The sequence below is a fragment of the Thermodesulfovibrio sp. TK500a genome (assembly GCF_055381765.1).
The window spans coordinates 1,335,297-1,356,166 of the sequence record NZ_AP041606.1 but is presented as its reverse complement, the minus strand read 5'-3'; the positions used below and the strand labels follow the sequence as shown (position 1 = coordinate 1,356,166).

21 protein-coding genes are annotated in these 20,870 nt (G+C 37.1%); 7 read left to right on the top strand and 14 right to left on the bottom strand.

The genetic code is table 11. The features are described 5' to 3' along the window. Both ACZ430_RS07140 and ACZ430_RS07135 read right to left on the bottom strand, forming a co-directional pair. Positions 1-372 carry an HMA2 domain-containing protein gene (locus tag ACZ430_RS07140; protein WP_339943976.1) on the bottom strand — a complete coding sequence of 124 codons (372 nt, stop codon included), beginning with the start codon at positions 370-372 and terminating at the stop codon, positions 1-3. Further along, positions 369-647 carry an IS1/IS1595 family N-terminal zinc-binding domain-containing protein gene (locus ACZ430_RS07135; protein WP_464910465.1) on the bottom strand — a complete coding sequence of 93 codons (279 nt, stop codon included), beginning with the start codon at positions 645-647 and terminating at the stop codon, positions 369-371. Before ACZ430_RS07135 ends, ACZ430_RS07140 begins: the two co-directional genes overlap by 4 nt. 185 nt (positions 648-832) lie before the next feature. Between ACZ430_RS07135 and ACZ430_RS07130 the strand changes: the two genes are divergently transcribed. Genes ACZ430_RS07130 through acs form a run of 5 tightly spaced genes read left to right on the top strand, consistent with a single transcriptional unit; the run spans position 833 to position 7,321 of the window. Further along, positions 833-2,767: a DUF294 nucleotidyltransferase-like domain-containing protein gene (locus ACZ430_RS07130; protein ID WP_464910464.1), complete on the top strand. Its 1,935-nt coding sequence runs from the start codon at positions 833-835 to the stop codon at positions 2,765-2,767. Position 2,768: 1 nt separating this feature from the next. Next, positions 2,769-3,461, top strand: a complete 693-nt coding sequence (locus ACZ430_RS07125; RefSeq protein ID WP_464910463.1) for a 3'-5' exonuclease — start codon at positions 2,769-2,771, stop codon at positions 3,459-3,461. A 16-nt stretch (positions 3,462-3,477) separates the two neighbouring features. Continuing rightward, positions 3,478-3,777, top strand: coding sequence for a DUF485 domain-containing protein (locus ACZ430_RS07120; protein WP_464910462.1), 300 nt, complete (start codon positions 3,478-3,480; stop codon positions 3,775-3,777). After that, positions 3,777-5,318, top strand: a complete 1,542-nt coding sequence (gene actP / locus ACZ430_RS07115; protein WP_297209519.1) for a cation/acetate symporter ActP — start codon at positions 3,777-3,779, stop codon at positions 5,316-5,318. Before ACZ430_RS07120 ends, actP begins: the two co-directional genes overlap by 1 nt. A 35-nt stretch (positions 5,319-5,353) precedes the next feature. Continuing rightward, on the top strand, positions 5,354-7,321 hold the full coding sequence (acs, locus tag ACZ430_RS07110; protein ID WP_297209521.1) for an acetate--CoA ligase: 1,968 nt from the start codon (positions 5,354-5,356) through the stop codon (positions 7,319-7,321). Between the two features lie 69 nt (positions 7,322-7,390). Here acs and dsrP read toward each other — a convergent pair whose 3' ends face one another. The 9 genes from dsrP to ACZ430_RS07065 all read right to left on the bottom strand — a co-directional run bounded on the left by dsrP (position 7,391) and on the right by ACZ430_RS07065 (position 15,795). Next, the gene (gene dsrP, locus ACZ430_RS07105) at positions 7,391-8,581 is read right to left on the bottom strand and encodes a sulfate reduction electron transfer complex DsrMKJOP subunit DsrP (protein WP_297209524.1); all 1,191 of its coding nucleotides are present in this window, start codon (positions 8,579-8,581) and stop codon (positions 7,391-7,393) included. Positions 8,582-8,594: 13 nt separating this feature from the next. Continuing rightward, the gene (gene dsrO / locus ACZ430_RS07100) at positions 8,595-9,365 is read right to left on the bottom strand and encodes a sulfate reduction electron transfer complex DsrMKJOP subunit DsrO (protein WP_297209526.1); all 771 of its coding nucleotides are present in this window, start codon (positions 9,363-9,365) and stop codon (positions 8,595-8,597) included. Next, positions 9,362-9,763, bottom strand: a complete 402-nt coding sequence (dsrJ, locus tag ACZ430_RS07095) for a sulfate reduction electron transfer complex DsrMKJOP subunit DsrJ (protein WP_297209529.1) — start codon at positions 9,761-9,763, stop codon at positions 9,362-9,364. The genes dsrO and dsrJ overlap by 4 nt, the downstream gene beginning before the upstream one ends. Before the next feature lies 1 nt (position 9,764). Beyond that, positions 9,765-11,327, bottom strand: a complete 1,563-nt coding sequence (gene dsrK, locus ACZ430_RS07090) for a sulfate reduction electron transfer complex DsrMKJOP subunit DsrK (RefSeq protein WP_440871031.1) — start codon at positions 11,325-11,327, stop codon at positions 9,765-9,767. 55 nt (positions 11,328-11,382) lie between these two features. Continuing rightward, on the bottom strand, positions 11,383-12,372 hold the full coding sequence (dsrM, locus tag ACZ430_RS07085; RefSeq protein ID WP_297209535.1) for a sulfate reduction electron transfer complex DsrMKJOP subunit DsrM: 990 nt from the start codon (positions 12,370-12,372) through the stop codon (positions 11,383-11,385). 26 nt (positions 12,373-12,398) lie between these two features. Further along, entirely contained in the window at positions 12,399-12,917 is a 519-nt protein-coding gene (locus tag ACZ430_RS07080) for an RsbRD N-terminal domain-containing protein (protein WP_297209538.1), read from the bottom strand. Between the two features lie 82 nt (positions 12,918-12,999). Then, a complete protein-coding gene (locus ACZ430_RS07075) occupies positions 13,000-13,335 on the bottom strand; it encodes a TusE/DsrC/DsvC family sulfur relay protein (protein ID WP_297209541.1) in 336 nt (111 codons plus the stop codon). Between the two features lie 119 nt (positions 13,336-13,454). Beyond that, positions 13,455-14,429 carry a DVU0298 family protein gene (locus ACZ430_RS07070; RefSeq protein WP_297209544.1) on the bottom strand — a complete coding sequence of 325 codons (975 nt, stop codon included), beginning with the start codon at positions 14,427-14,429 and terminating at the stop codon, positions 13,455-13,457. Continuing rightward, on the bottom strand, positions 14,422-15,795 hold the full coding sequence (locus ACZ430_RS07065) for a cobyrinate a,c-diamide synthase (RefSeq protein WP_297209547.1): 1,374 nt from the start codon (positions 15,793-15,795) through the stop codon (positions 14,422-14,424). Before ACZ430_RS07065 ends, ACZ430_RS07070 begins: the two co-directional genes overlap by 8 nt. A gap of 37 nt (positions 15,796-15,832) precedes the next feature. Between ACZ430_RS07065 and ACZ430_RS07060 the strand changes: the two genes are divergently transcribed. Further along, complete coding sequence (locus tag ACZ430_RS07060) at positions 15,833-16,690, top strand: glycine--tRNA ligase subunit alpha (RefSeq protein ID WP_297209549.1); 858 nt, start codon at positions 15,833-15,835, stop codon at positions 16,688-16,690. Continuing rightward, entirely contained in the window at positions 16,683-18,722 is a 2,040-nt protein-coding gene (gene glyS, locus ACZ430_RS07055; protein ID WP_464910461.1) for a glycine--tRNA ligase subunit beta, read from the top strand. The genes ACZ430_RS07060 and glyS overlap by 8 nt, the downstream gene beginning before the upstream one ends. On the opposite strand, the gene mazG is transcribed toward glyS, so the two are convergent. From mazG to ACZ430_RS07040, 3 genes are read right to left on the bottom strand one after another with little or no spacing between them, the layout of a single operon-like run. Further along, a complete protein-coding gene (mazG, locus tag ACZ430_RS07050; RefSeq protein ID WP_464910460.1) occupies positions 18,723-19,493 on the bottom strand; it encodes a nucleoside triphosphate pyrophosphohydrolase in 771 nt (256 codons plus the stop codon). It lies immediately after the preceding gene. Continuing rightward, positions 19,483-20,223 carry a nucleotide-binding protein gene (locus ACZ430_RS07045; protein WP_464910459.1) on the bottom strand — a complete coding sequence of 247 codons (741 nt, stop codon included), beginning with the start codon at positions 20,221-20,223 and terminating at the stop codon, positions 19,483-19,485. Before ACZ430_RS07045 ends, mazG begins: the two co-directional genes overlap by 11 nt. Further along, entirely contained in the window at positions 20,223-20,867 is a 645-nt protein-coding gene (locus ACZ430_RS07040; RefSeq protein WP_464910458.1) for an HAD-IA family hydrolase, read from the bottom strand. Before ACZ430_RS07040 ends, ACZ430_RS07045 begins: the two co-directional genes overlap by 1 nt. Between the last annotated feature and the right edge of the window lie 3 nt (positions 20,868-20,870).

The following is a 20,870-nucleotide window of genomic DNA, read 5'->3' as shown; positions in this document are numbered from 1 at the left end:
TTAAAGTATTACAGATATAAATCTTAATGGCGTATTCTCCAGACTGCTATCAATTACAGTGCCCACAAAGCTTTTAACAACGAAATTGCCTGTTTTTTCAACAGTTTTCTTTATATATTCATCATTTGTAACAGCTCTTGTAGGGTCAAAATATCCTTTGTTTATTAGAAGCCTTAATATGTCATTCTTATTAATCCTCTTTGGATTGTAGTGAATAAGAATGCTGCCAGTGATAAGATTTGTCTCTACAACACCTATTCCTTCTAATGTGCTTAAGGCCTTTCTGAGCTCAAACTCTGCCTTCTGATTGTTCTTGAGGACTGGGCTCTTAATTCTTAATCTGCCAGGTATGTCATGAATATAAAATTTCATGTTATCCTCCATTTTTTGTATTCTTTACATAATGGATATCTTGAACATCTATATATTACAACTCCACCATTGCATCTCATGTATACATACATCTTACTTCCACATATCCGGCATAGAGGCCTTTTATCCTCTTTCTGCTCTCTAAAGGTGGTGAACTGTTTTTTACATACCAAACAAAGATATCTCTGCTTTCCAGATTTAATCCTTCCATACTTGTATATGGCCTCTGAATCACAGCGGGGACATCTTACTGATATGTCATTTAAAACTTTCATCTACTCTAATTTATAAAAATTTCGTTACAGCATTGTTAAAAAAAGATTAAATTTCTGTTAAATTTTCATATCTCCCAATCCAAGATTAATCAAAAATCTGTTACTAAAGTAAACAAAAAATGTTACTTTGGGTAACGCTTTCAAGCTGCCAGAATTGAATAATCCTATAATTATCAGTATTTATCATGTATGGCACAAGCTTTGCTTTACTACTAAGTATGGTTAAAATTATTGAAGACACAATAGAATTCTTAAAATCTGTTCCTCCCTTTGAGTTTCTAAGCGATGAAGTTATTAATTCAGTAACTGTCAAAACATCTATGGAGTATTATCCTAGAGGGACACACATTTTACTTCAAGACGGTGCACCAAGTGAGTTTTTATATGTCATAAAAAAAGGCGGAGTCAAGGTATACCGAAGGATTGAAAATGAGGAAAACATTATCGACTACAGAAGCGAGGGTGATAGTTTTGGCTTTGTCTCTCTAATGAGTGGAGATAAGTCGAGAGCTAATGTTGTGGCTATTGATGACACCATATGTTACCTCATTCCCAAGGAAACTATCATAAATCTAATAAATAAATATTCTGAAGTAAGGGACTTCTTTTTAAGGTCCTTCATGAATATTTATCTTGATAAGGGATACAGAGAAGAACAGACAAGAAAAACCATAACGTATACGGTTGATAAAATTCTTTTTACCACTCCAGTAGAGGAAATTGCCACTAAAAATGTTATTTCCGTTCCTGAGAATACCTCCATAAGAGAAGGTGCAAAAATTATGTGTGAGAACTCAATAAGCTCTCTCATAATAATGGACCAAGAAGGAATACCCGTAGGAATAATAACAGATAAGGACTTAAGAAGAAAAGTTGTTGCTTCTGCAAGAAATGTTGATGAACCTATAAAAAACATAATGAGCTATCCAATTATAAAAATTGATGCCAAAGATTTCTGCTTCGAAGCAGTAGTGAAGATGCTTAAATACAACATACACCATCTTTTAGTAATCAAAAATGGCAAAATAGAAGGAATTATAACAAATCACGATATAATGATGCTTCAGGGTCTTTCTCCTATAACTATTGTAAGAGACCTTGAAATTCAACAAACCGTAGAAGGTTTGATAAATACGGCTAAACAGGTAAACACGATAGTAGGAAACCTCATCAGTCAGGGAGCAAAGGCAAGCAATATTACAAGAATAATCACAGAGATTAACGACAGAATAGTTAGGAAAATCATTCAGTTTGCTGAAAGAGAGTTTGGACAGCCTCCTGTTCCATTTTGCTGGATTGCCTTAGGTTCAGAAGGTAGAAAGGAACAAACTTTTAAAACTGACCAGGATAATGCCTTAATCTATGCTGACCCACCACCAACCCAACAAGAAGCAGTTCAGAAGTATTTCTTGGAATTTACTAATTTTATCAAAGAGAATCTCCTCAGATGTGGTTTTCCGCCTTGTCCTGGAGATATAATGGCGAGTAATCCTAAATGGTGTCAGCCTCTAAAGGTATGGAAAAAATATTTCTCACAGTGGATTTATACTCCAAAAGGAGAAAATATAAATCTTTCTAACATATTTTTCGACTTTAGAGGAATCTATGGAGACTTATCATTAGAAGAAAACTTACGAGACTATCTCTTAGGAGTAGTAAAAGACCAAAAAGTATTTCTCGGATATCTCGCAAATTTAGCAGTCAGAAATAAGCCCCCTCTTGGTTTCTTCAAAACCTTTGTAGTTGAAAAGAGCGGAGAACATAAAGACAAGTTAAATCTAAAAATTAAGGGAATAGCACCAATAGTAGATATCATCAGACTTTTTAGCTTAGAGAAAGGTGCAAGAGAAACTTCAACTTTAGAGAGAATAGAAGCCCTGAAAAGCAAACATACGGTCGTTAAAGACTATGCCGATGAGATAATTTATGCCTTTGAATTTCTAATGTTATTAAGAATGCAACATCAGTATGAGCAAATTTTGCGAGGTAACATGCCTGATAATTTCATTGATCCCGAGTCATTGAGTAATCTTGAGAAAAAATTACTAAAGGATACCTTTCAGCTTATATCCAAATTACAGGATATTTTAATAGAGAGATATAAGCTGATGATTATATAGAATGTTTACTTTACTCAAAAAGAAAAAACAAAAGGATACTATTGCTAAGCAGTTAATTAGCGAAACAGAGTTTGTAGTTGTAGATACAGAACTAACAGGGCTTAATGAATATAAAGACAACATCATAGCAATAGGTGCTATAAAAATGAAAGGCCGAACTATCAAGATAGGAGATGTTTTTTACAGAACCGTGAGTCCCTCAACTACCAAATTTCGTAAGGAAAGCATTATGATTCACAAAATTACACCCTCCGAACTCGAAAAATGTCCAGAAATTGCACCAATTTTGAGGGAGTTTCTTAAGTTCTCAGAAAGTTGTTTGTTTATAGGTCACTGTCTCGATATAGATTTAGCTTTTTTAAGGAAAGAGATAAAAAACCACCTAAAAGAAAATTTTAATCCTCTCGGGATTGATACCTTCCTAATCTACAAATGGCTTATTAGAAAGGGAGTATTACCTGAGAGTCTTGGCAATAAAAACACTCTTGAAGAGGTTGCTCTTTCTTTGGAAATCGACACACGGGAATTACATGATGCTTTGTCAGATGCATTTATTACCGCTCAAGTTTTCCAGAAACTACTTTTCTATCTTTCAGAGCTAAAAATTTTTACTATCGGTGAGCTAATTGATATTGGTTCTGAAGAAAATATTAACTTCAGGACAGTCTTAAAAAAAGAATCTTATTCATTTTAAAGGAGGAGGTTAAAGGATGATAAAGGAGAAAATTTTAAACACTCCCGAATTCAGAAAGCTCGTTAAAAGTAAAAATTCTATCTCTATTTTTCTTACCATACTGGAGCTTTTTGTTTATTTCGGATTTATTCTTCTTCTTGCTTATGGTAAAGAATTTCTAAGTGCTAAATTTTACGGCTCTATTACATTAGGAATTCCCATAGGTATTGGCGTAATTATCTTATCATGGATTCTTACAGGAGTATACGTTACTTGGGCGAACAGAAGCTATGATGAAAAAGTGGCAGAAATAAGAGAAAAAGTGGGAGGCGAGTAATGTTAGAAACAACAATTGGACAACCAACCTTAACAGCTATATTATTCTTTTTTCTCTTTGTTGCCGGTACACTATATATAACCTACTGGGCAGCTAAGAGAACAAGAACAACAACAGAGTTTTATGCTGCCGGTAGAAGCATTACAGGATTTCAGAACGGCCTTGCTCTTGCAGGAGATTATATGTCTGCAGCAAGTTTTCTTGGAATAGCTGGGCTGGTAGCTCTAAAAGGTTACGATGGTTTGATTTACTCCGTTGGTTTTCTTGTAGGATGGCCAATTGTAATGTTCCTCGTGGCAGAGCAACTGCGAAACCTTGGCAAATATACCTTTGCAGACGTGGTTGCCTATCGTTTAAAGCAAAGACCTATCAGAACAGCCGCTGCTACAGGAGCATTAATTACTGTTTTGCTTTATCTGATTGCTCAAATGGTTGGTGCAGGCTCTCTCATTAAATTACTCTTTGGCCTACCCTATGAAATTGCAGTAATCATTGTCGGTGCTCTCATGATAGCCTATGTTCTTTTTGGTGGAATGCTTGCTACTACATGGGTGCAGATAATAAAAGCAGCCCTTCTTCTCGGAGGCGCTACTATACTTGTTTTTTTGATTTTGCTTAAATTTGGCTTTAATTATGTCGATTTATTTTCAAATGTTACTGAAAAATATGGAGAAAAAATGCTGCAACCAGGAGGTTTAGTTAAAAATCCTATAGACACAATTTCTCTTGGAATCGCTCTGATGTTTGGAACAGCTGGATTACCCCATATTCTAATGAGGTTCTATACTGTCCCTGATGCTAAAGAAGCGAGAAAATCCGTATTTTATGCTACAGGATTTATCGGATACTTTTATATCCTCACCTTTACAATAGGATTTGGCGCTGCAGCTTTAGTTGGGCATGAAATAATCAGTGCAATCGACAAGGGTGGAAACATGGCAGCACCTCTACTGGCTGAAGCTCTCGGAGGTGAGATATTTTTAGGATTTCTTTCAGCTGTTGCTTTTGCGACAATTTTAGCAGTAGTTGCTGGATTAACTCTCGCTGGAGCTTCTGCGGTCTCTCATGACATTTATGTCGGAGTCATAAGAAGAGGCCGGGCAGATGAAAAACAGGAAGTAAAAGCCGCCAAAATAGCTACGCTTTCCCTTGGAGTCTTCGCTATTCTTCTTGGAATAGCCTTTAAGGGACAGAATGTTGCATTCATGGTCGGATTAGCCTTTGCTATTGCAGCATCGGCTAATTTTCCAGCCCTTTTAATGTCAATTTTCTGGAAGAAATTTACTACTCAGGGTGCTGTATGGAGTATATATACAGGACTTATTTTGAGCGTTGTCTTGATTATTTTAAGCCCTACCGTTTGGGTGGAAATCTTTAAAAATCCTGCTCCAATTTTTCCACTCAAAAGTCCTGCCATTGTCTCTTTTCCTGCAGCCTTTATTATGGGTATTTTAGTTTCTCTAATGACGAGGGAGAGAGAGGCAGAGGAAAAATTTGAAACCGAAAAAATAAGAGCCTATATTGGTATAGGAGCTGAATAAATGTTAAAATCATTAGAAAAAAGGAGGTAAAAGGTATGTCACAAGGAATTGATGTATTACTCAAAGAACAGCGGGTATTCCCTCCACCCAAAGAGATTGCAGAGAGGGCTTATATTAAAAGCATGCAAGAGTACGAAACAATGTATAAGCGTTCGGTTGAAGACCCCGAAGGATTCTGGGCTGAGATAGCCGAACAAAACATAACATGGTATAAAAAATGGGATAAGGTCTTAGATTATGATTTCAACAAGCCTTATATAAAATGGTTTATTGGAGGAAAGCTTAATGCATCGTATAACTGCTTAGACCGTCATCTGTCAAATCTGGGAAACAAAGCAGCATTAATTTGGGAAGCAGACGACGGAGAGGTAAAAACATACACCTACTGGCAGCTTTACAGAGAGGTTAATAGATTTGCCAATGTCCTTAAAAAACTTGGCATAAAAAAAGGTGACAGGGTCTCTATTTATCTTCCCATGATACCTGAACTTCCCATCACCCTTCTTGCCTGTGCGAGAATAGGGGCTATTCACAGTGTTGTATTTGCTGGTTTCTCCGCTCAATCCTTGAGAGACAGAATAAATGATTGTGGAGCAAAATTGCTTATTACCGCTAATCAAGGCGTAAGAGGAGGAAGAATTGTTCCGCTAAAAGCAAATGCTGACCAAGCCTTAGAGGGAGCACCATCTGTTGAAAAGGTTATAGTAGTTCAAAGAACACCAAACTTCGTTGACATGGACCCACAGAGAGACTACTGGTGGCATGATTTGATGAATGACCCGGAAATAAAAAATTTCTGTCAGCCTGAAGAGATGGATGCAGAAGACCCTCTCTTCATCCTATATACATCAGGTTCAACAGGAAAACCAAAAGGAGTATTACACACTACAGGCGGTTACATGGTCTATACAAATATAACTTTTCGGTTAGTCTTCGATTACAAGCCTGAAGAAATATTTTTCTGCACTGCCGATATCGGATGGGTCACTGGACACAGTTATATAGTCTATGGGCCTTTAAGTGCTGGAGCTACATCTTTAATGTTTGAAGGTGTTCCAACCTATCCAAATCCAGGGAGATTTTGGGACATAGTAGAAAAACATAGGGTTAATATATTTTACACAGCTCCTACGGCCATAAGAGCATTAATGAGAGAAGGGGAAAAATGGCCAAATCAATATGACCTTTCAAGCCTTAGAATTCTTGGAACAGTTGGAGAGCCTATAAATCCAGAGGCATGGGTCTGGTATTTCAAATATGTAGGGAAAGAACGCTGTCCTATTGTTGATACGTGGTGGCAGACAGAAACAGGAGGTTTCATGATAACTCCTCTACCAGGTGCTATGACGCTAAAGCCAGGTTCAGCCACAAGACCATTTTTTGGAGTTGTGCCAAAAGTTCTCAAGGAAGACGGTTCTCCAGCAGGAGTAAATGAAGGCGGATATCTCGTCATAGAGAAACCATGGCCAGGAATGTTAAGAGGCACCTGGGGCGATTCTGAAAACAAAAGAATAAAGGAAGTTTATTTCTCTCGTTTTCCGGGAAGATATTTTACAGGAGACGGTGCAAGAGTAGATGAGGATGGTGATTACTGGTTGATGGGAAGAATTGATGATGTAATAAATGTTTCTGGCCATAGAATTGGAACAGCAGAAGTCGAATCAGCTCTTGTTGCTCATCCATCTGTTGCAGAAGCAGCTGTTGTAGGTTTTCCTCATGATATCAAGGGTGAAGGAATTTACGTATACGTTGTCCTTAAGGAAGGTTTCGAACCCTCAAAAGACTTAGAAAAACTTCTCATATCACACATCAGACAAATGATTGGACCAATAGCAACTCCCGATAAAATACAGTTTGCTGGAGGACTTCCAAAAACAAGAAGCGGTAAGATAATGAGAAGAATTTTAAGAAAAATAGCATCTGGTGCACTTGAAGAGCTCGGTGATACATCAACCCTCGCTGACCCATCTGTTGTAGAAGAATTAATCTCAGGAAGAAAGTAGTTAAAATGCACATAAAAAAGGCGGGTAAAAACCCGCCTTTTTTTATTGTAATATTGTAATAATAAAAGATTAATCTACAACCTGTTTCTGTCCATACTTGTCAAATACAGCTTTCTCTTTGACTGTTATGGCAATCTTGTAAAGAACAGTTATCACCAAAGCACCGACAGACCAAACGCCAGCAGCGACTAAAAACTCGTTCAGAGCAATCCATGCCTCTGTTACTTTATCAAAAGGATTTGGAATAAATCCGCTTACTACAAAGGCAAATCCCTTGTCCATCCAGATTGAGAAGAATATGCAAACTGCTCCGATGAGTTTTGTCACATTCCACTTTCTTAGAGGCGGGAATATGAATATCAACAAACCTGTAAAGGCTAAAAGCGTTGATATGGCCATCCATGTAACCATTCCCGTGTGTCCTTCGTAACCTACATAGAGATATTTAAGAGCTACCATGTGGTCTGGTATCTGGCTATAGAAGGCTGTAAAGAATTCAAGTCCTATAAAGAACAGATGAATTATTAAAGCATAGGTGGCTATTTCGGCAAGTTTGTTAATTGCTTGCTGTCCAGGGTCAAATTTAGATATTTTCTTTATTATCATACTGAGAATTATTAGTAACGAAGGACCTGCTGCAAAGGCTGTTGCAAGAAAGTGAGCTGCCTGAAGGGCTGTCATCCAGTGAGGTCTTCCTGGTAAGCCTGCGTATAAAAATGCTGTTACAGTATGGATGGAGGGCGCCCAAAGTATTGCCCAGTAGATAAATGGTTTAATCCACTTAGGCGGTGGTGCACTCTTTTTCTCTGCATGAAGAATCGTCCATCCGCAGAGAAGATTAAGAGATAGATATGTTATAAGAACCACCATATCCCAAAAGATTATGGAATGGGGTGTTGGGTGGAGAATAACATTCCATACTCGTGATGGCTGTCCCATAATTACAAAAACCGATAGCATAGCAATAAGAACACAGCCTACAGCAAGAAATTCACCTATTACAGCTATTCTTCCAAAGGTTTTGTAGTTGTGGAAATAATATGGAAGAACAACCAAAACAGCAGATGCTGCAACACCAACAAAGAAAGTAAGCTGACCAACATGAAATCCCCAGGAAACATCTCTACTAAGTCCTGTAGTTACTGCTGCTCCAACATGGTGTTCTCTCATCCAGCATATAAAGCCAATGAGTATCATAGTTATTAAAAAAGATACCCAAATCCAGTATCTTGGTCTGCCTTTTAACGCTAAATCAAGCATTTCTTACCTCCCCTTAAATTATGTAGAAAACCATAGGTTGTGTGCCAAGTTCAACTTTTCTGCGTATTACAATATTCTCAGAAAGCACTTTTCTTATCTCCGAATTAGAATCAAAAAGGTCGCCGAAAATGATTTTCCCCTCTGAAGCCTCGACACAGTAAGGAAGAAGTCCTCTATCAATACGCTCGTTGCAGAATGTGCATTTTTCAACTACGCCCAGTGTCCTTGTAGGATACTCATTATTAAACTCTTTTATATAGTCTCTTGGCGGAAGGAAGTTATAATTTCTCGCTCCATATGGACAGCCAGCCATGCAGAACTTACATCCTATACAGCGATGCATATCCTGCATTGTAATGCCATCTTCTCTTTTAAAGGTTGCTTTAACAGGACATACTCTTGTGCAAGGGGCATTGTCACAGTGGTTGCATAGCAATAAAAATTTCCTCTCCTTTACTTCTTTTGAAATATACTGTTCAGCTGTGCCAGGGAAGGAGTGTTCGTAATCTTCTGTCCATATCCACTTTACCTCATGAAGAGGATTTATTATCTCTGGAACATTGTGGGGTTTGTGGCAGGCTTTAATAATCTTGTCAAAATCTTCTTGAGTTTTAAATTTTCTTGTATCGATGACCATTGCCCATCTTTTAGCTTTTAAGGCCTTTATATCTTTTATGACCTCTTTACCCTGTTTTTTCTCGAGCGCCTCAATACCAAAAGCTCCTCCAAGTCCCATCAGAGAAGCAAAAGCTGATATTTTCAGAAACTCTCTTCTCGTAATCATTTTAACCCTCCCACCTTAGGCTCAATATGACAATCCCAGCAATAGGGTTTTACGCTCACATAGTTGTGACATTCATCACAGAATTTTTCCTTATTGGAATGACATTTCATACAGGTTTTCTGAAGGCTCACTTCATACTGTTTTCCGTCGGAAGCTATGTATACCCTTTTCCCTTCTCTTGTTGCATAATCCTTCCAAGAATACAGAAGTTTTATGTGAGATTCCCGCATGTATTGCTTTGACTCTATACACTGTTTCTTTTCCATTTTCTGAATTTCTGGAGTATCAAGGCTTGGTTTAGGTTGCACATAAGTTTTTCCTACACTCATTGTAAAAGGTAGAGTCACAATAATAACAAAAACTACTAAGCCAAGAATTATTTTCCAACCGTCATACATTTTACTCTTCCTCCTTTCCTGGCAGTGGCTCCATCCTTAAATTCATAGTTCTTTCTTTTTCTCCCTTCATTATCATTGCATTTGCTACAAGCTCGGTAACTCCTGATACTCTTACTCCCGGCACCCAGTAATCCATCAGTGGAGGTAGCGTTGCTCTGTCTATTGCACATATGTTTGCAAGTAAGTTCACACCGAACTTTTCGTGAACATATCTTACTGCATTTGCCCTTGGGAAACCTCCTCTCATTCTTAGTTCCATTATTTCGCCAGCATTCAATCCAGAACCACCACCGCAGCAGAATGTCTGCTCTCTTATTGTTTCATCAGGCATTTCATAGAAATGATTACATACATTTTTAATAATATATCTTGGCTCTTCAAAAAGTCCCATACCACGAGAGGGATTACAGGAATCATGGAAGGTTACAATTAGGTTGTCATTCCTTGATTTGTCAAATTTTAAAACGCCATGCTTTATTAAATCTGCTGTGAATTCACTTATGTGAACAATTTTGTTCGATTTTGCATTTTCAAACTTTGTTCCAGTGATAGGAGAAACAGGTTCTTCAAGAAAATCAATAGGACCATACCATGTGTTATGATACTGATGCCAGACTCTCCACATGTGTCCGCATTCTCCACCAATTATCCATTTAACCTTTAGTCGTTTAGCCTCTTCGTATATCTTAGTGTGAAGTCTCTTTGCCATCTCCATAGATGTAAAAAATCCGAAGTTTCCTCCCTCTGAGGCAAAGGTGCTCCAAGTATAGTCAAGCCCTATCTCGTGGAAAAGCATCATATAGCCCATAGCATTGTAAATTCCAGGGTCTGCAAAGAGGTCACCCGAAGGAGTTACAAAGAGAATCTCCGCTCCCTTTTTGTTTATCGGTGGTTCTATTCTAATCCCTGTAATGTCCTCGATATCATTACACATAAATTCGAGAGTAGACTTCATTGTATGAGGTTCAATTCCAAGATGATTTCCTGTTCTGTAACAGTTTGCAACAGGCCCTGAAATCCAGTCTGTATTAAGTCCTAAAAGGTTAAGAAGCTCTCTACCTATTATTGTTATCTCTGCTGTGTCTATTCCGTATGGGCAGAACAGAGAACAACGTCTACACTCTGTGCATTGGTAAAAATAATACCAGAGTTCTTTTAAAACATCAATGTCAAGGTCTCTTGCTCCACCATTTCTTCCAAATAGCTTTCCACCGGTAGTGAAATATTTTCTGTATACAGACCTTAAGAGTTCTGCCCTGAGAACAGGCATGTTCTTTGGGTCTCCAGTTCCTATAAAGAAATGACACTTGTCAGCACAGGCACCGCAACGAACACAGATATCCATGAATACATGGAAAGTTCTAAATCTCTCGAGTCTCTGCTTGATGCCCTCAATTACAATATTTTTCCAGTCCTCTGGAAGCTTCCAGTCTTGCTCGGTAACATGAAAATCTCTGGCATTAGGAAAGTTTACATACTCCAGATTTTTACCCTTTGCTCCGTAGCAGTAAAAGCCTGGCTTAAATTCGACAGGTAAAGTATCCATCCATGGTTTGGATGGCATTTTCTTCAGATTTACATTTGAAATTAATTCTTCTGGTCTTGGAAGTCCCATGGTCTCACTCCTTTTCTACTGGTATTCCAGCTTTTTTCATTTTTTCTCTAAATTCATCTTCATATTCTTCATAGTGACGATGCTTTACAGGATAATCCCAAGGATTCACGTGTCTTTCCATTCTGTTGTTATTTGCAAGATTTCTTGTTGGACTTAAGAATACTCCTCCCATATGCATAAGCTTGCTAAATGGGAAGTATGCAAAAAGAACACTCACAAGGAAAAGATGAATGTAAAAAAGACTTCCTACACCTTCAGGAACAGTCGGCTTAAGATAGGCAAGCCCCAGTGTTAGCTCTTTTATTGCTGTAATGTCAACTCTTGCAAAATATCTCATCATTACACCAGTGGCTATTATTCCAATAATAAGGAAAAGAGGGAAGTAATCGGAAGGAAGTGAGATATATTTAACCTGGGGATTAAAAATTCTTCTTCCAAGAAGATAAAGAAGAGCAGCAGCGATAATTATATCTGTCATGTATACCATAGGAAGACCTATCTGCCAGAAAGAGTCTACAGAGTCAACGACAGATATACACCAAGGAGTTTGTGCCATAAAAAATCTAAGATGCCTGATAAGTATAATAAGGAATGAATAATGAAAAGCTAAAGCTCCAATCCATAACCACTTATTCGAACCTACATATAGTTTTCCATTCATTATCTCAGCTTTAGTGTTTCTGAATAGAGACCTAAAAAGGGCAATTTCAAAAAACATCCTTAAGGCAACACCCCAACCTGTAGCGGGATTGTCAATCTTACTGTATTTAATCCAAGGAAGTGAGAACTGTTGTCCCGCGGTAGTAGGTATTCTAAATGGAACTGGCGATTTGCCCCATTTCACTACTCTGTTAATAAAGCCTACTATGAAGACTATCAAAGCTACATAAGGGAATACCACAGCAAAAAGACTGTTCAAACCTAAAAGCTCTGTTCCAATATAGGCAAAAAGGATTAAACCTAAAACAATTATGAAAGCTAATCCTATACCCATCTCACCCTACCTCTCTTTTTAATTTTTTATTTGGTTTCTACTGTTTTGTCTGGAATTTCTGAGACGATGTTCCATTTTTTTAAAATCCACCACGTTCTGTCAATAAGCTCTTTTGATTTCAAGTCGTATATCTTTTCTCTATACTTCATGAAAATATCGAAAGCTATTAGAGTAAGAGAATCAATTCTTGAGAGAAAATCCAATACTTTCAAAGGCTCTATCTCCTTTTCAAGTTCATCCTGAAAAGCCTTCTTAATAAGAAATATAAATCCTACTGCTTGAGATGGTGTAAAATCTTGAACTGCTCTAATTCTGATTATCTCCTCTAAGGGAGTAATAAAGTTGTCAATTGGTTCTTCATTTATTATTTTTTCAACTATCTGCTCAATAGATTGATAAAGATTATATCCAATTGGATTAGTAAACTGCCTTGAATTATCCTTTAAAAAACTTTGACTTTCTTCTGGATAAGTTGATACTGTCCACTCAAAAGACTTATTAACTATTGCCTTCCTTTTCTTTGAAAGGAAGTCTCTAATAGACATCTTTTTCTCCTATAATTAGTTTTGTTATCCCTCCTTTCAGCAGAAAAAAAGGGGGCAGTTTCCTGCCCCTTTATAAAAGGAATTATACGCATCCTGTAGGTTTTGGAAGACCTGCGTATCTACATGCCTGTTTTGCTGGACCATCTGGGAACAAGCCATAGAGATACTTGGTATTCCCTTTGTCAGGACCAAACATTTTAGCCATTTCTTTTACAAGAATCTTAATCATTGGTGCAATCTGATATTTCTGATAGTAGTCTCTTAAAAAGTTAATAACTTCCCAGTGCTGCTCGGTTAATGTAAGTCCATCCTGCTGGGCCATGTACTCTGCAAGCTCTGGTGACCAGTCATCGAGATTCTGGATATAACCGTCCTCATCCAGCTCAATCTGCTTTCCCTTAAATTCAATAAATGCCATTTTACCTACCTCCTTTTAGTTTTTGCAGATATTTTAACTTCTTTAATATAAGAACTTCAAGGGTAACTCAACTTTAAAGGATGGTTTAATCTTAAGTCAAATAAATTTAGTTTATAAAATTATAAAAATTTTTCAGCTTTTGAAGCCTTTAATTTCATAATTCTGCCTTTATTATAAACAGACAAAAGCGTATCCTTAATGCCTTCGGGAACAGAAATCTTGCTTTTTATTTTTTCAATAAGTATGGCCGTTAAAGCCTTTATGTCGTCTCTTTCATTTTCAAGAAGTCTCTCTAATTCATCATCTTCAAATTTAATAAAATCAGAAAGATTTATCTTACTTGAAAGCCTAATCATTGCCCTTAAAACGCTCTCAAGAAAGCTCTCTTCCTCTCTCTGTGACCATAGAATAGGTATTATATCCTCAAAAAGAGCAGGGTCAGCCATGATTATCTCTCCAATTAGCTCGGCAGACCGCCAGCCAATTCCTCCTGATTCATCTGTCATAGACCATAGAAGCTTTCTTATAGTATTTCTAAGGGGCTCTATTTTCTGGGCTAATACATATGCCTTTGCCACATGTCCCATAGCATCTATGGCCTTCCAAGAAATAGGACTTTCCCTGTCATAAGATAGCGAGATAAGCCAACTAAAAATATTACGGTTCTGAAGAGAGGCTTTTTCTATTGTTTCAAAGTCCATTTTTTCAAGAAGAGAGATAAAGTCTTTCTTGTTAATGTTTATTCGTTCGTGCATTTTAGGATTTATACCTCCCGTCAATTCCTTAATAAAAAAAAGCCTTCCGTTGAAGCGGGAAGTTTTAACATAGACATACTGATGAGTTCGCAAATCATAGTCTCTTTCTCTAAGCTCATAGTTAGTGCCCAACTCAATATTTTCTATTCCCTGTGGAGAAACAAGAAACATAGCATCCGCAAGTGCTTCGCCCTGATTATGACCTGTGGGTTCGCAAACATAAAGAGCTCCGCATGAACATTTTCCAAAACATATAACGCCAAAATCAGTGTTCTTCTCTTCTGGAGGGTCTATAACCCTTCCGCAGAAAAGACATGTTGGCAGTTCTCTCTTAGCCATTTTTGCTCTCCTTATACTCTCTCGCTTTTTTTAATATACCCTTTACCCATTCTTCTGTTCCAAGTGCATGAATATGAACATAAGTTCCCAAAGTATTCCTGTAAACAGCTCCATCCAGATTATCTAATATCCCTTCCCCTCTTAGCATTTGAAAGCTCATTGGAGGCATTTTATCGCATTCTATCACTTTTGAATAGTGAAACTCATGCCCCTTCAATTCGACTTGCTTTTCATAAAAAGGATTATCACCGTTTATTTTGGCTATAACATAGCCATGGGCTTGTGGTTTTTTGAACATCTTTAATCGAAAAGGGAAAATTCCTACCATCGGAAATTCGCCTTCTTCAGTTATAAGGCTTTTGCATAGGTACATTAACCCACCACATTCGGCATATATTGGAAGTCCCTTCTCGGCAAGATTTTTTATATCTCTCATAAGTTCTTGATTGTTACTCAAATCTTTCACATTTGTCTCAGGAAAACCACCTCCAATATAAAGAGCATCAATTTCGGGAATAGTTTTATCCTCAATAGAGTTTATAACTATAATTTTAGCACCGTGTTTTCTCAATTCTTCGATATTTTCCTCATAATAAAACTGAAAAACTCTGTCTCTCATAACGCCGATTTTCAGTCCTTTGCCGAGAGGATTAATTTTTTTTGTTCTTTTAGTATGGTTTATATCTGGAGCGCTTTCTAAAATTTCGATTATTTTTTTATGGTCTAAATATTCGGACACTTTATTTATGAATTCTTCAGCCTCCTGCTGCGTTTCATGCTCTTGATGGGGTAGTAATCCCATGTGCCTTTCAGGCATTTTTATTCCCTTAAATCTTGGAATAGCTCCTACAACCTCTACAGAACAGTACTTTGCTATCGAATCCCTTATTATTTTTTCATGCCTTGAATTTGCTACTTGATTTAAAACTATGCCTTTTATGATTACTTCATTATCAAATTTAGCAAAACCGTTTACAACAGCTGCTACAGAACGAGTCATCTTTGTGCAGTCTACTACTAAAATTATCGGCAGTTTAAGTATCTTAGCAAGCTCTGCAGAGCTTACAGAACCTTCTACGTCAAGACCATCAAAAAGACCTCTATTACCTTCGACAACAGAAAAATCTCCCTTTGCTCTTTCAAGGAATGACTGGACAACCTTTTCTTTAGGTATCATAAAAGTATCAAGATTATAGCAGGGATTGCCTGAGAAAAGACTTAACCAGCCACTGTCAATATAGTCTGGTCCTTTTTTAAAGGTAAAGACATTATAGCCTTTCTTTTTAAGCATTCGTATAATTGCGAGAGTAACGGTAGTTTTACCAGACCCTCCACGTGTTCCTGCTATTAAAACTCTTGGATACATTGACAGAAGCCTCTACGCTAAAGTATCATGAAAATCTATGTATTTTCAAGAAATAATTTTCACTCTAAACAGATATTGGGCAGATAAAGGATGTGTAATTTTGCAGCCTTATGACCTTGAGGTTGGAGCAGGCACTTTCCATACTGCCACCTTCTTCAGAGTATTAGGTCCAGAAGACTGGAACACTGCCTATGTCCAACCATGTAGACGTCCAACAGATGGAAGATATGGAGAGAATCCTAACAGACTTGGTCAGTATTATCAGTATCAGGTTATACTTAAACCTTCTCCTGAAAATTCGCAGGAAGTATATTTGGACAGTCTTAAAGCACTTGGAATAGACCCGAAAAAACATGACATAAGATTTGTCGAAGATGACTGGGAAAGTCCTACTCTTGGTGCTTGGGGTCTTGGCTGGGAAGTATGGCTTGATGGCATGGAAATTACCCAGTTTACCTATTTTCAGCAGGTTGGAGGAATCGATTTAAAACCCATATCAGTGGAGATTACTTATGGACTGGAAAGAATAGCAATGTATCTTCAAGAAGTTGAGAACGTCTTTGATATAAAATGGAACAAAAATATGACCTACGGAGATATCCACAGACAAGGAGAAATTGAGTTTTCATATTTTAATTTCGACTACTCAGACCCAGACTTAATAAAAAGACATTTTGATGAATATGAAAGAGAGTCAATAAGACTAAGAAAATTAGAGCTTATTTTTCCAGCCTACGAATTTTGCCTTAAATGTTCTCATCTTTTCAATCTATTAGACGCCAGAGGAGTGCTCTCTGTATCAGAAAGAACAAACTATATAGCAAGAGTAAGGGCTATTGCAAAAGGCTGTGCAGAAGCTTATTTTAAGAAAAAATACGGAGACTTAGATGGGTAAAGTTCTCTTTGAGATAGGTGTAGAGGAAATTCCTGCAAGATTTATTCCCGTAGCAATATTACAAATGGCAGAAAATTTCAAAAAAATTACAGAAGAACACAAAATTGAGATAAGCTACATAGAGACCATCGCATCCCCGAGAAGACTTACACTTATAGCAGAAGTTTCTTCAGAACAAGGTTCTGAGGAGAAATTAGTCTGGGGTCCCCCTGCTCATTTGGCTTTTAATGAAGAAGGTGCTCCACTACAGCCAGCTTTTGCATTTGCAAAAGCACAAGGAGTAGAAATATCGGACTTACAGATAATGCCTAAAGGAAAGGGTAAATACGTCTGCGCTGTCTTAAAACAAAAGGGGAAACAAACAGAAGAAATAATGCCTGACATTTTGAAAATGCTTTTTTTCTCCCTTAGTTTTCCTAAAATGATGAGATGGGGAAGATTAAATCTTAAATTTGTAAGACCTGTAAGATGGTTTTTAGCCCTTTATGAAAATAAGATTGTTCCATTTGAAATTGAAGGGATAAAGGCCTCTGACATAACCTATGGGCATAGATTCCTATACGATGGCAGTCTAAGAATAGAAGAAATAAACGCATATGAGAAAGCCCTTGAAAAAGCCTTTGTTATTGTGAATCACAATAAAAGAGAAGCCTTGATATCCGAACAGATTCAAAGGCTTGCTGAAACTGTAGGCGGTAAAATCCTGTTTGATAAAGAGTTGCTCGAAGAAGTCAATTGCTTAGTTGAGTATCCAAACGCTGTATTATGCAGCTTTTCTGAAGATTATTTGAGATTGCCCGAAGAATTGCTCATTACAGTTATGAAAGACCATCAGAGATATTTTGCCATTACCGACAGTGACAATAAGCTAAAAAATTTCTTCATTGTAGTGAGCAACACAGAGTTAGAAAACGCTGAAAACATTAGAAAAGGCGCTGAAAGAGTTATTAAAGCAAGATTTGAAGATGCAAAATTCTACTATGAAGAAGACCTTAAAAAAGGCCTTGAGAGAATGCTTGAATCAACAAAAGGAATTATCTATCATGAAAAACTTGGCAGTCTTTATGACAGAACCCTCAGCATTCAAAAAATAGCTCTTAAACTTGCAAAAATCATAAGGGAAGAAAAGATAAAAATAGTCGAACAGGCTGCAAAATACTGTAAAGCAGACCTATCAAGCGGAGTGGTGAGCGAGTTTCCCGAATTGCAAGGTATAATGGGAGGATATTATGCTCAAAAAACAGGCTTTTCTGATGAGATAGCCACGGCAATAAGAGAGCATTACCTTCCTCGAGGATTTAATGACAAATTACCATCAAATGAATTAGGCTGTATTCTCAGCATGGCTGATAAGCTTGAACATCTTTACTCCTTTTTTAGCCTCGGCGAAATTCCCTCTGGCACAGAAGACCCTTTTGGATTGAGAAGAGCTGCAAATGGCATTTTATACATCCTCTTAGAGAAAAAATATCCTCTAAGCATAATAAATCTCGTAGATTTTATTGATGAAGCTCCAGCGGAAAATATAAAACAACAACTGATTGTTTTCATGAGTCAAAGATTTGAAAGCTTCCTTGAAATCTATGGTTTTGAAATTCATCTGATTAGAACAATAAGCGACCTTATTCCCTCTCTTCCTGTCTATGAGATTAAGAGGCGAATTGAGGCTGTAAAAGAATTTAGAAATAGCGATAATTTTGAAACTTTTTTACTTGCTGTAAAGAGAGTTTTCAACATAATAAGAAATCAAGAAAAATTATCCCTCCATCCGAATTTACTAACAGCAACAGAGGAAAAACAACTATATGAAAAGATGAGACAAACAGAGGAAGGCTTAACTTTCTATATAAAAAATCAAAATTTTTCAGATGCCTTAAGATATATGAACAACTTAACTCCCTTTATTAACAATTTTTTTGACAACGTTCTTGTAATGGATAAAGACGAAGAGATAAAAAGAAATAGAATCGCTCTCTTACAGGAGCTTTCTGAAATGCTGAAATCTGTGGCAGACTTGTCTAAACTATACTAATTACTCAGACTCCTTTATTTTCTCCCACAGATTGTCCATCTCATCAAGGGACATATCCTTTAAAGACTTGCCTTGCTTTATTGCAAGCTCTTCAAGTTTTTTAAATCTCTCTTCAAACTTTTGATTCGTCTTTCTAAGGGCTGTTTCCGGGTCTATTTTAAGAAATCTTGCGAGATTAACTATACTGAATAGAATATCTCCTATTTCCTCTTCTATTTTTTCCTTGCTGTTTAATTTTAGGGCAACTTTAAGTTCTTCGATTTCTTCCTCTATTTTTGATAAAACTCCTTCCAAGTTCTCCCAATCAAATCCTACTTTTGCAACTCTTGACTGAATTTTGTAAGCCTTAAGAAGAGCTGGTAAAGCTTGAGGAATTCCTTCGAGTATGGAACTCTGAAGTTTTCCCTCTTCTTTTTTCCTTTCATCCCACTGAGTTAAAACCTCTTCAGGAGTGTTGAAGGAGGCATTGCCAAAAACATGCGGATGCCTATTAATCATCTTTCTTGAAATCGAATCTATCACGTCATTTATGTCAAAATAGCCTTCATCCTTTGCTATTTTACTGTGAAAAACCACCTGCAAGAGCAAATCACCAAGTTCTTCTTTTATGCCTCGATAATCTTTTTTTTCAATTGCTTCAATTAGTTCGTAAGTCTCCTCAAGCAGATATCTTTTGAGTGTGTCATGAGTTTGCACCCTGTCCCAAGGACAGCCTTCTTCTGAGCGAAGCTTTTCCATTATCTCAACAAGCTTTTGAAATTTATCTTCCAATCTCTTCCTCCAGCAGTGAATAGAAATCTCTTATTACTGAGGAATGATTTTTGAGAGAAAAAATACTACCACCCTTCTCACTAATTCTTTTTATTTCTTCATCAAAACACAGATAGCTAACCTTTTCAAAATAACTTGAAAATATCCTGTGCTCTTCCAATTTTTCGGTAGCTTGATTTATAACTAAAATTCTCCTCTCTGGCGAAAGGTTTAGCTCCTTTGAAAGCTCGTTTATTCTTAAAGCAGCCTGCAGACTACTCTTTGCAGGAGTTCCTATTACGAAGAGTAAGTCTATCTTGTTTACAATCCCTCGGCTTATGTGTTCCATTCCTGCCTCATTATCAATCACTATGTATTTATACTGCTCTGAAATCTCCTGCAAAATCCTCTTTAAAACATTATTAACAGCACAATAGCAACCGCTTCCTTCGGGTCTTCCCATGACAAGCAAGTCAAATCCCTCTGATTCCTCAACAATCCTATTAAGTTCAATCTCAAGCCACTCATCGAGAGACATTCCCTCGGGCTTGCTGTTTAAGGCATTATCCCTTATCTCTGCTAAGGTTTCAAAGGAAGAAATGCCCAAAAGCTCTGGTAGACAGAAATTAGGGTCTGCATCTACTGCAAGCACGGGCATTAACTTTTTATCCCTTAGATATCTGACAGTTAAGGCAGCAAGGGTGCTTTTGCCTGTTCCACCTTTCCCTGCAAAAACTATGAAATAACTCATCAGAATTTACCCTTAATAATCTTTAAAATATCGCTTAATTTATCGATAATAAAATCAGCTTCTCTCAGGGCTTCTCTTTCTCTGTAACCATAGGTAACAGCAATAGTTTTAACACCCGCAGCCTTGCCAGCTTTAATATCTATATCACTATCTCCTACAATGGCTGTTTTTTCTGGTAATGTATTAAACTTTCTAATAATTTCTAAGACAGGCATAGGGGAGGGTTTTTTCTCTTTAAAAGTATCACTTCCTCCTATAAAATCAAAATACTGTCTTATCCCAAGATTGTCCATTGCAAGAAGACTCAGTTCTGTTAACTTATTAGAAAGAACTGCCTTTTTCAGCCCTCTCAGTGCCTCAAGAGTTTCCTTTACTTGAGGATAAAGCTTTGAATGGTCTGTTATATGCTTTCTATAATAGTTTATAAAACAATCTATCATCTCTTTTGCGGGAATGTCTAACTTTCTCGTTTTAAGTGCTTTTTCTATAAGAATGTTTACTCCCTCTCCCACCATTTTTCTTACTTCATCGGAGCTGAAACCACCGTATCCACCATTAATTTCAAAGCAGTAATTTAATGCTTGTCTTATATCTTCACAGGAATCAATAAGCGTTCCATCGAGATCAAAAATTATCAGTTCCATATC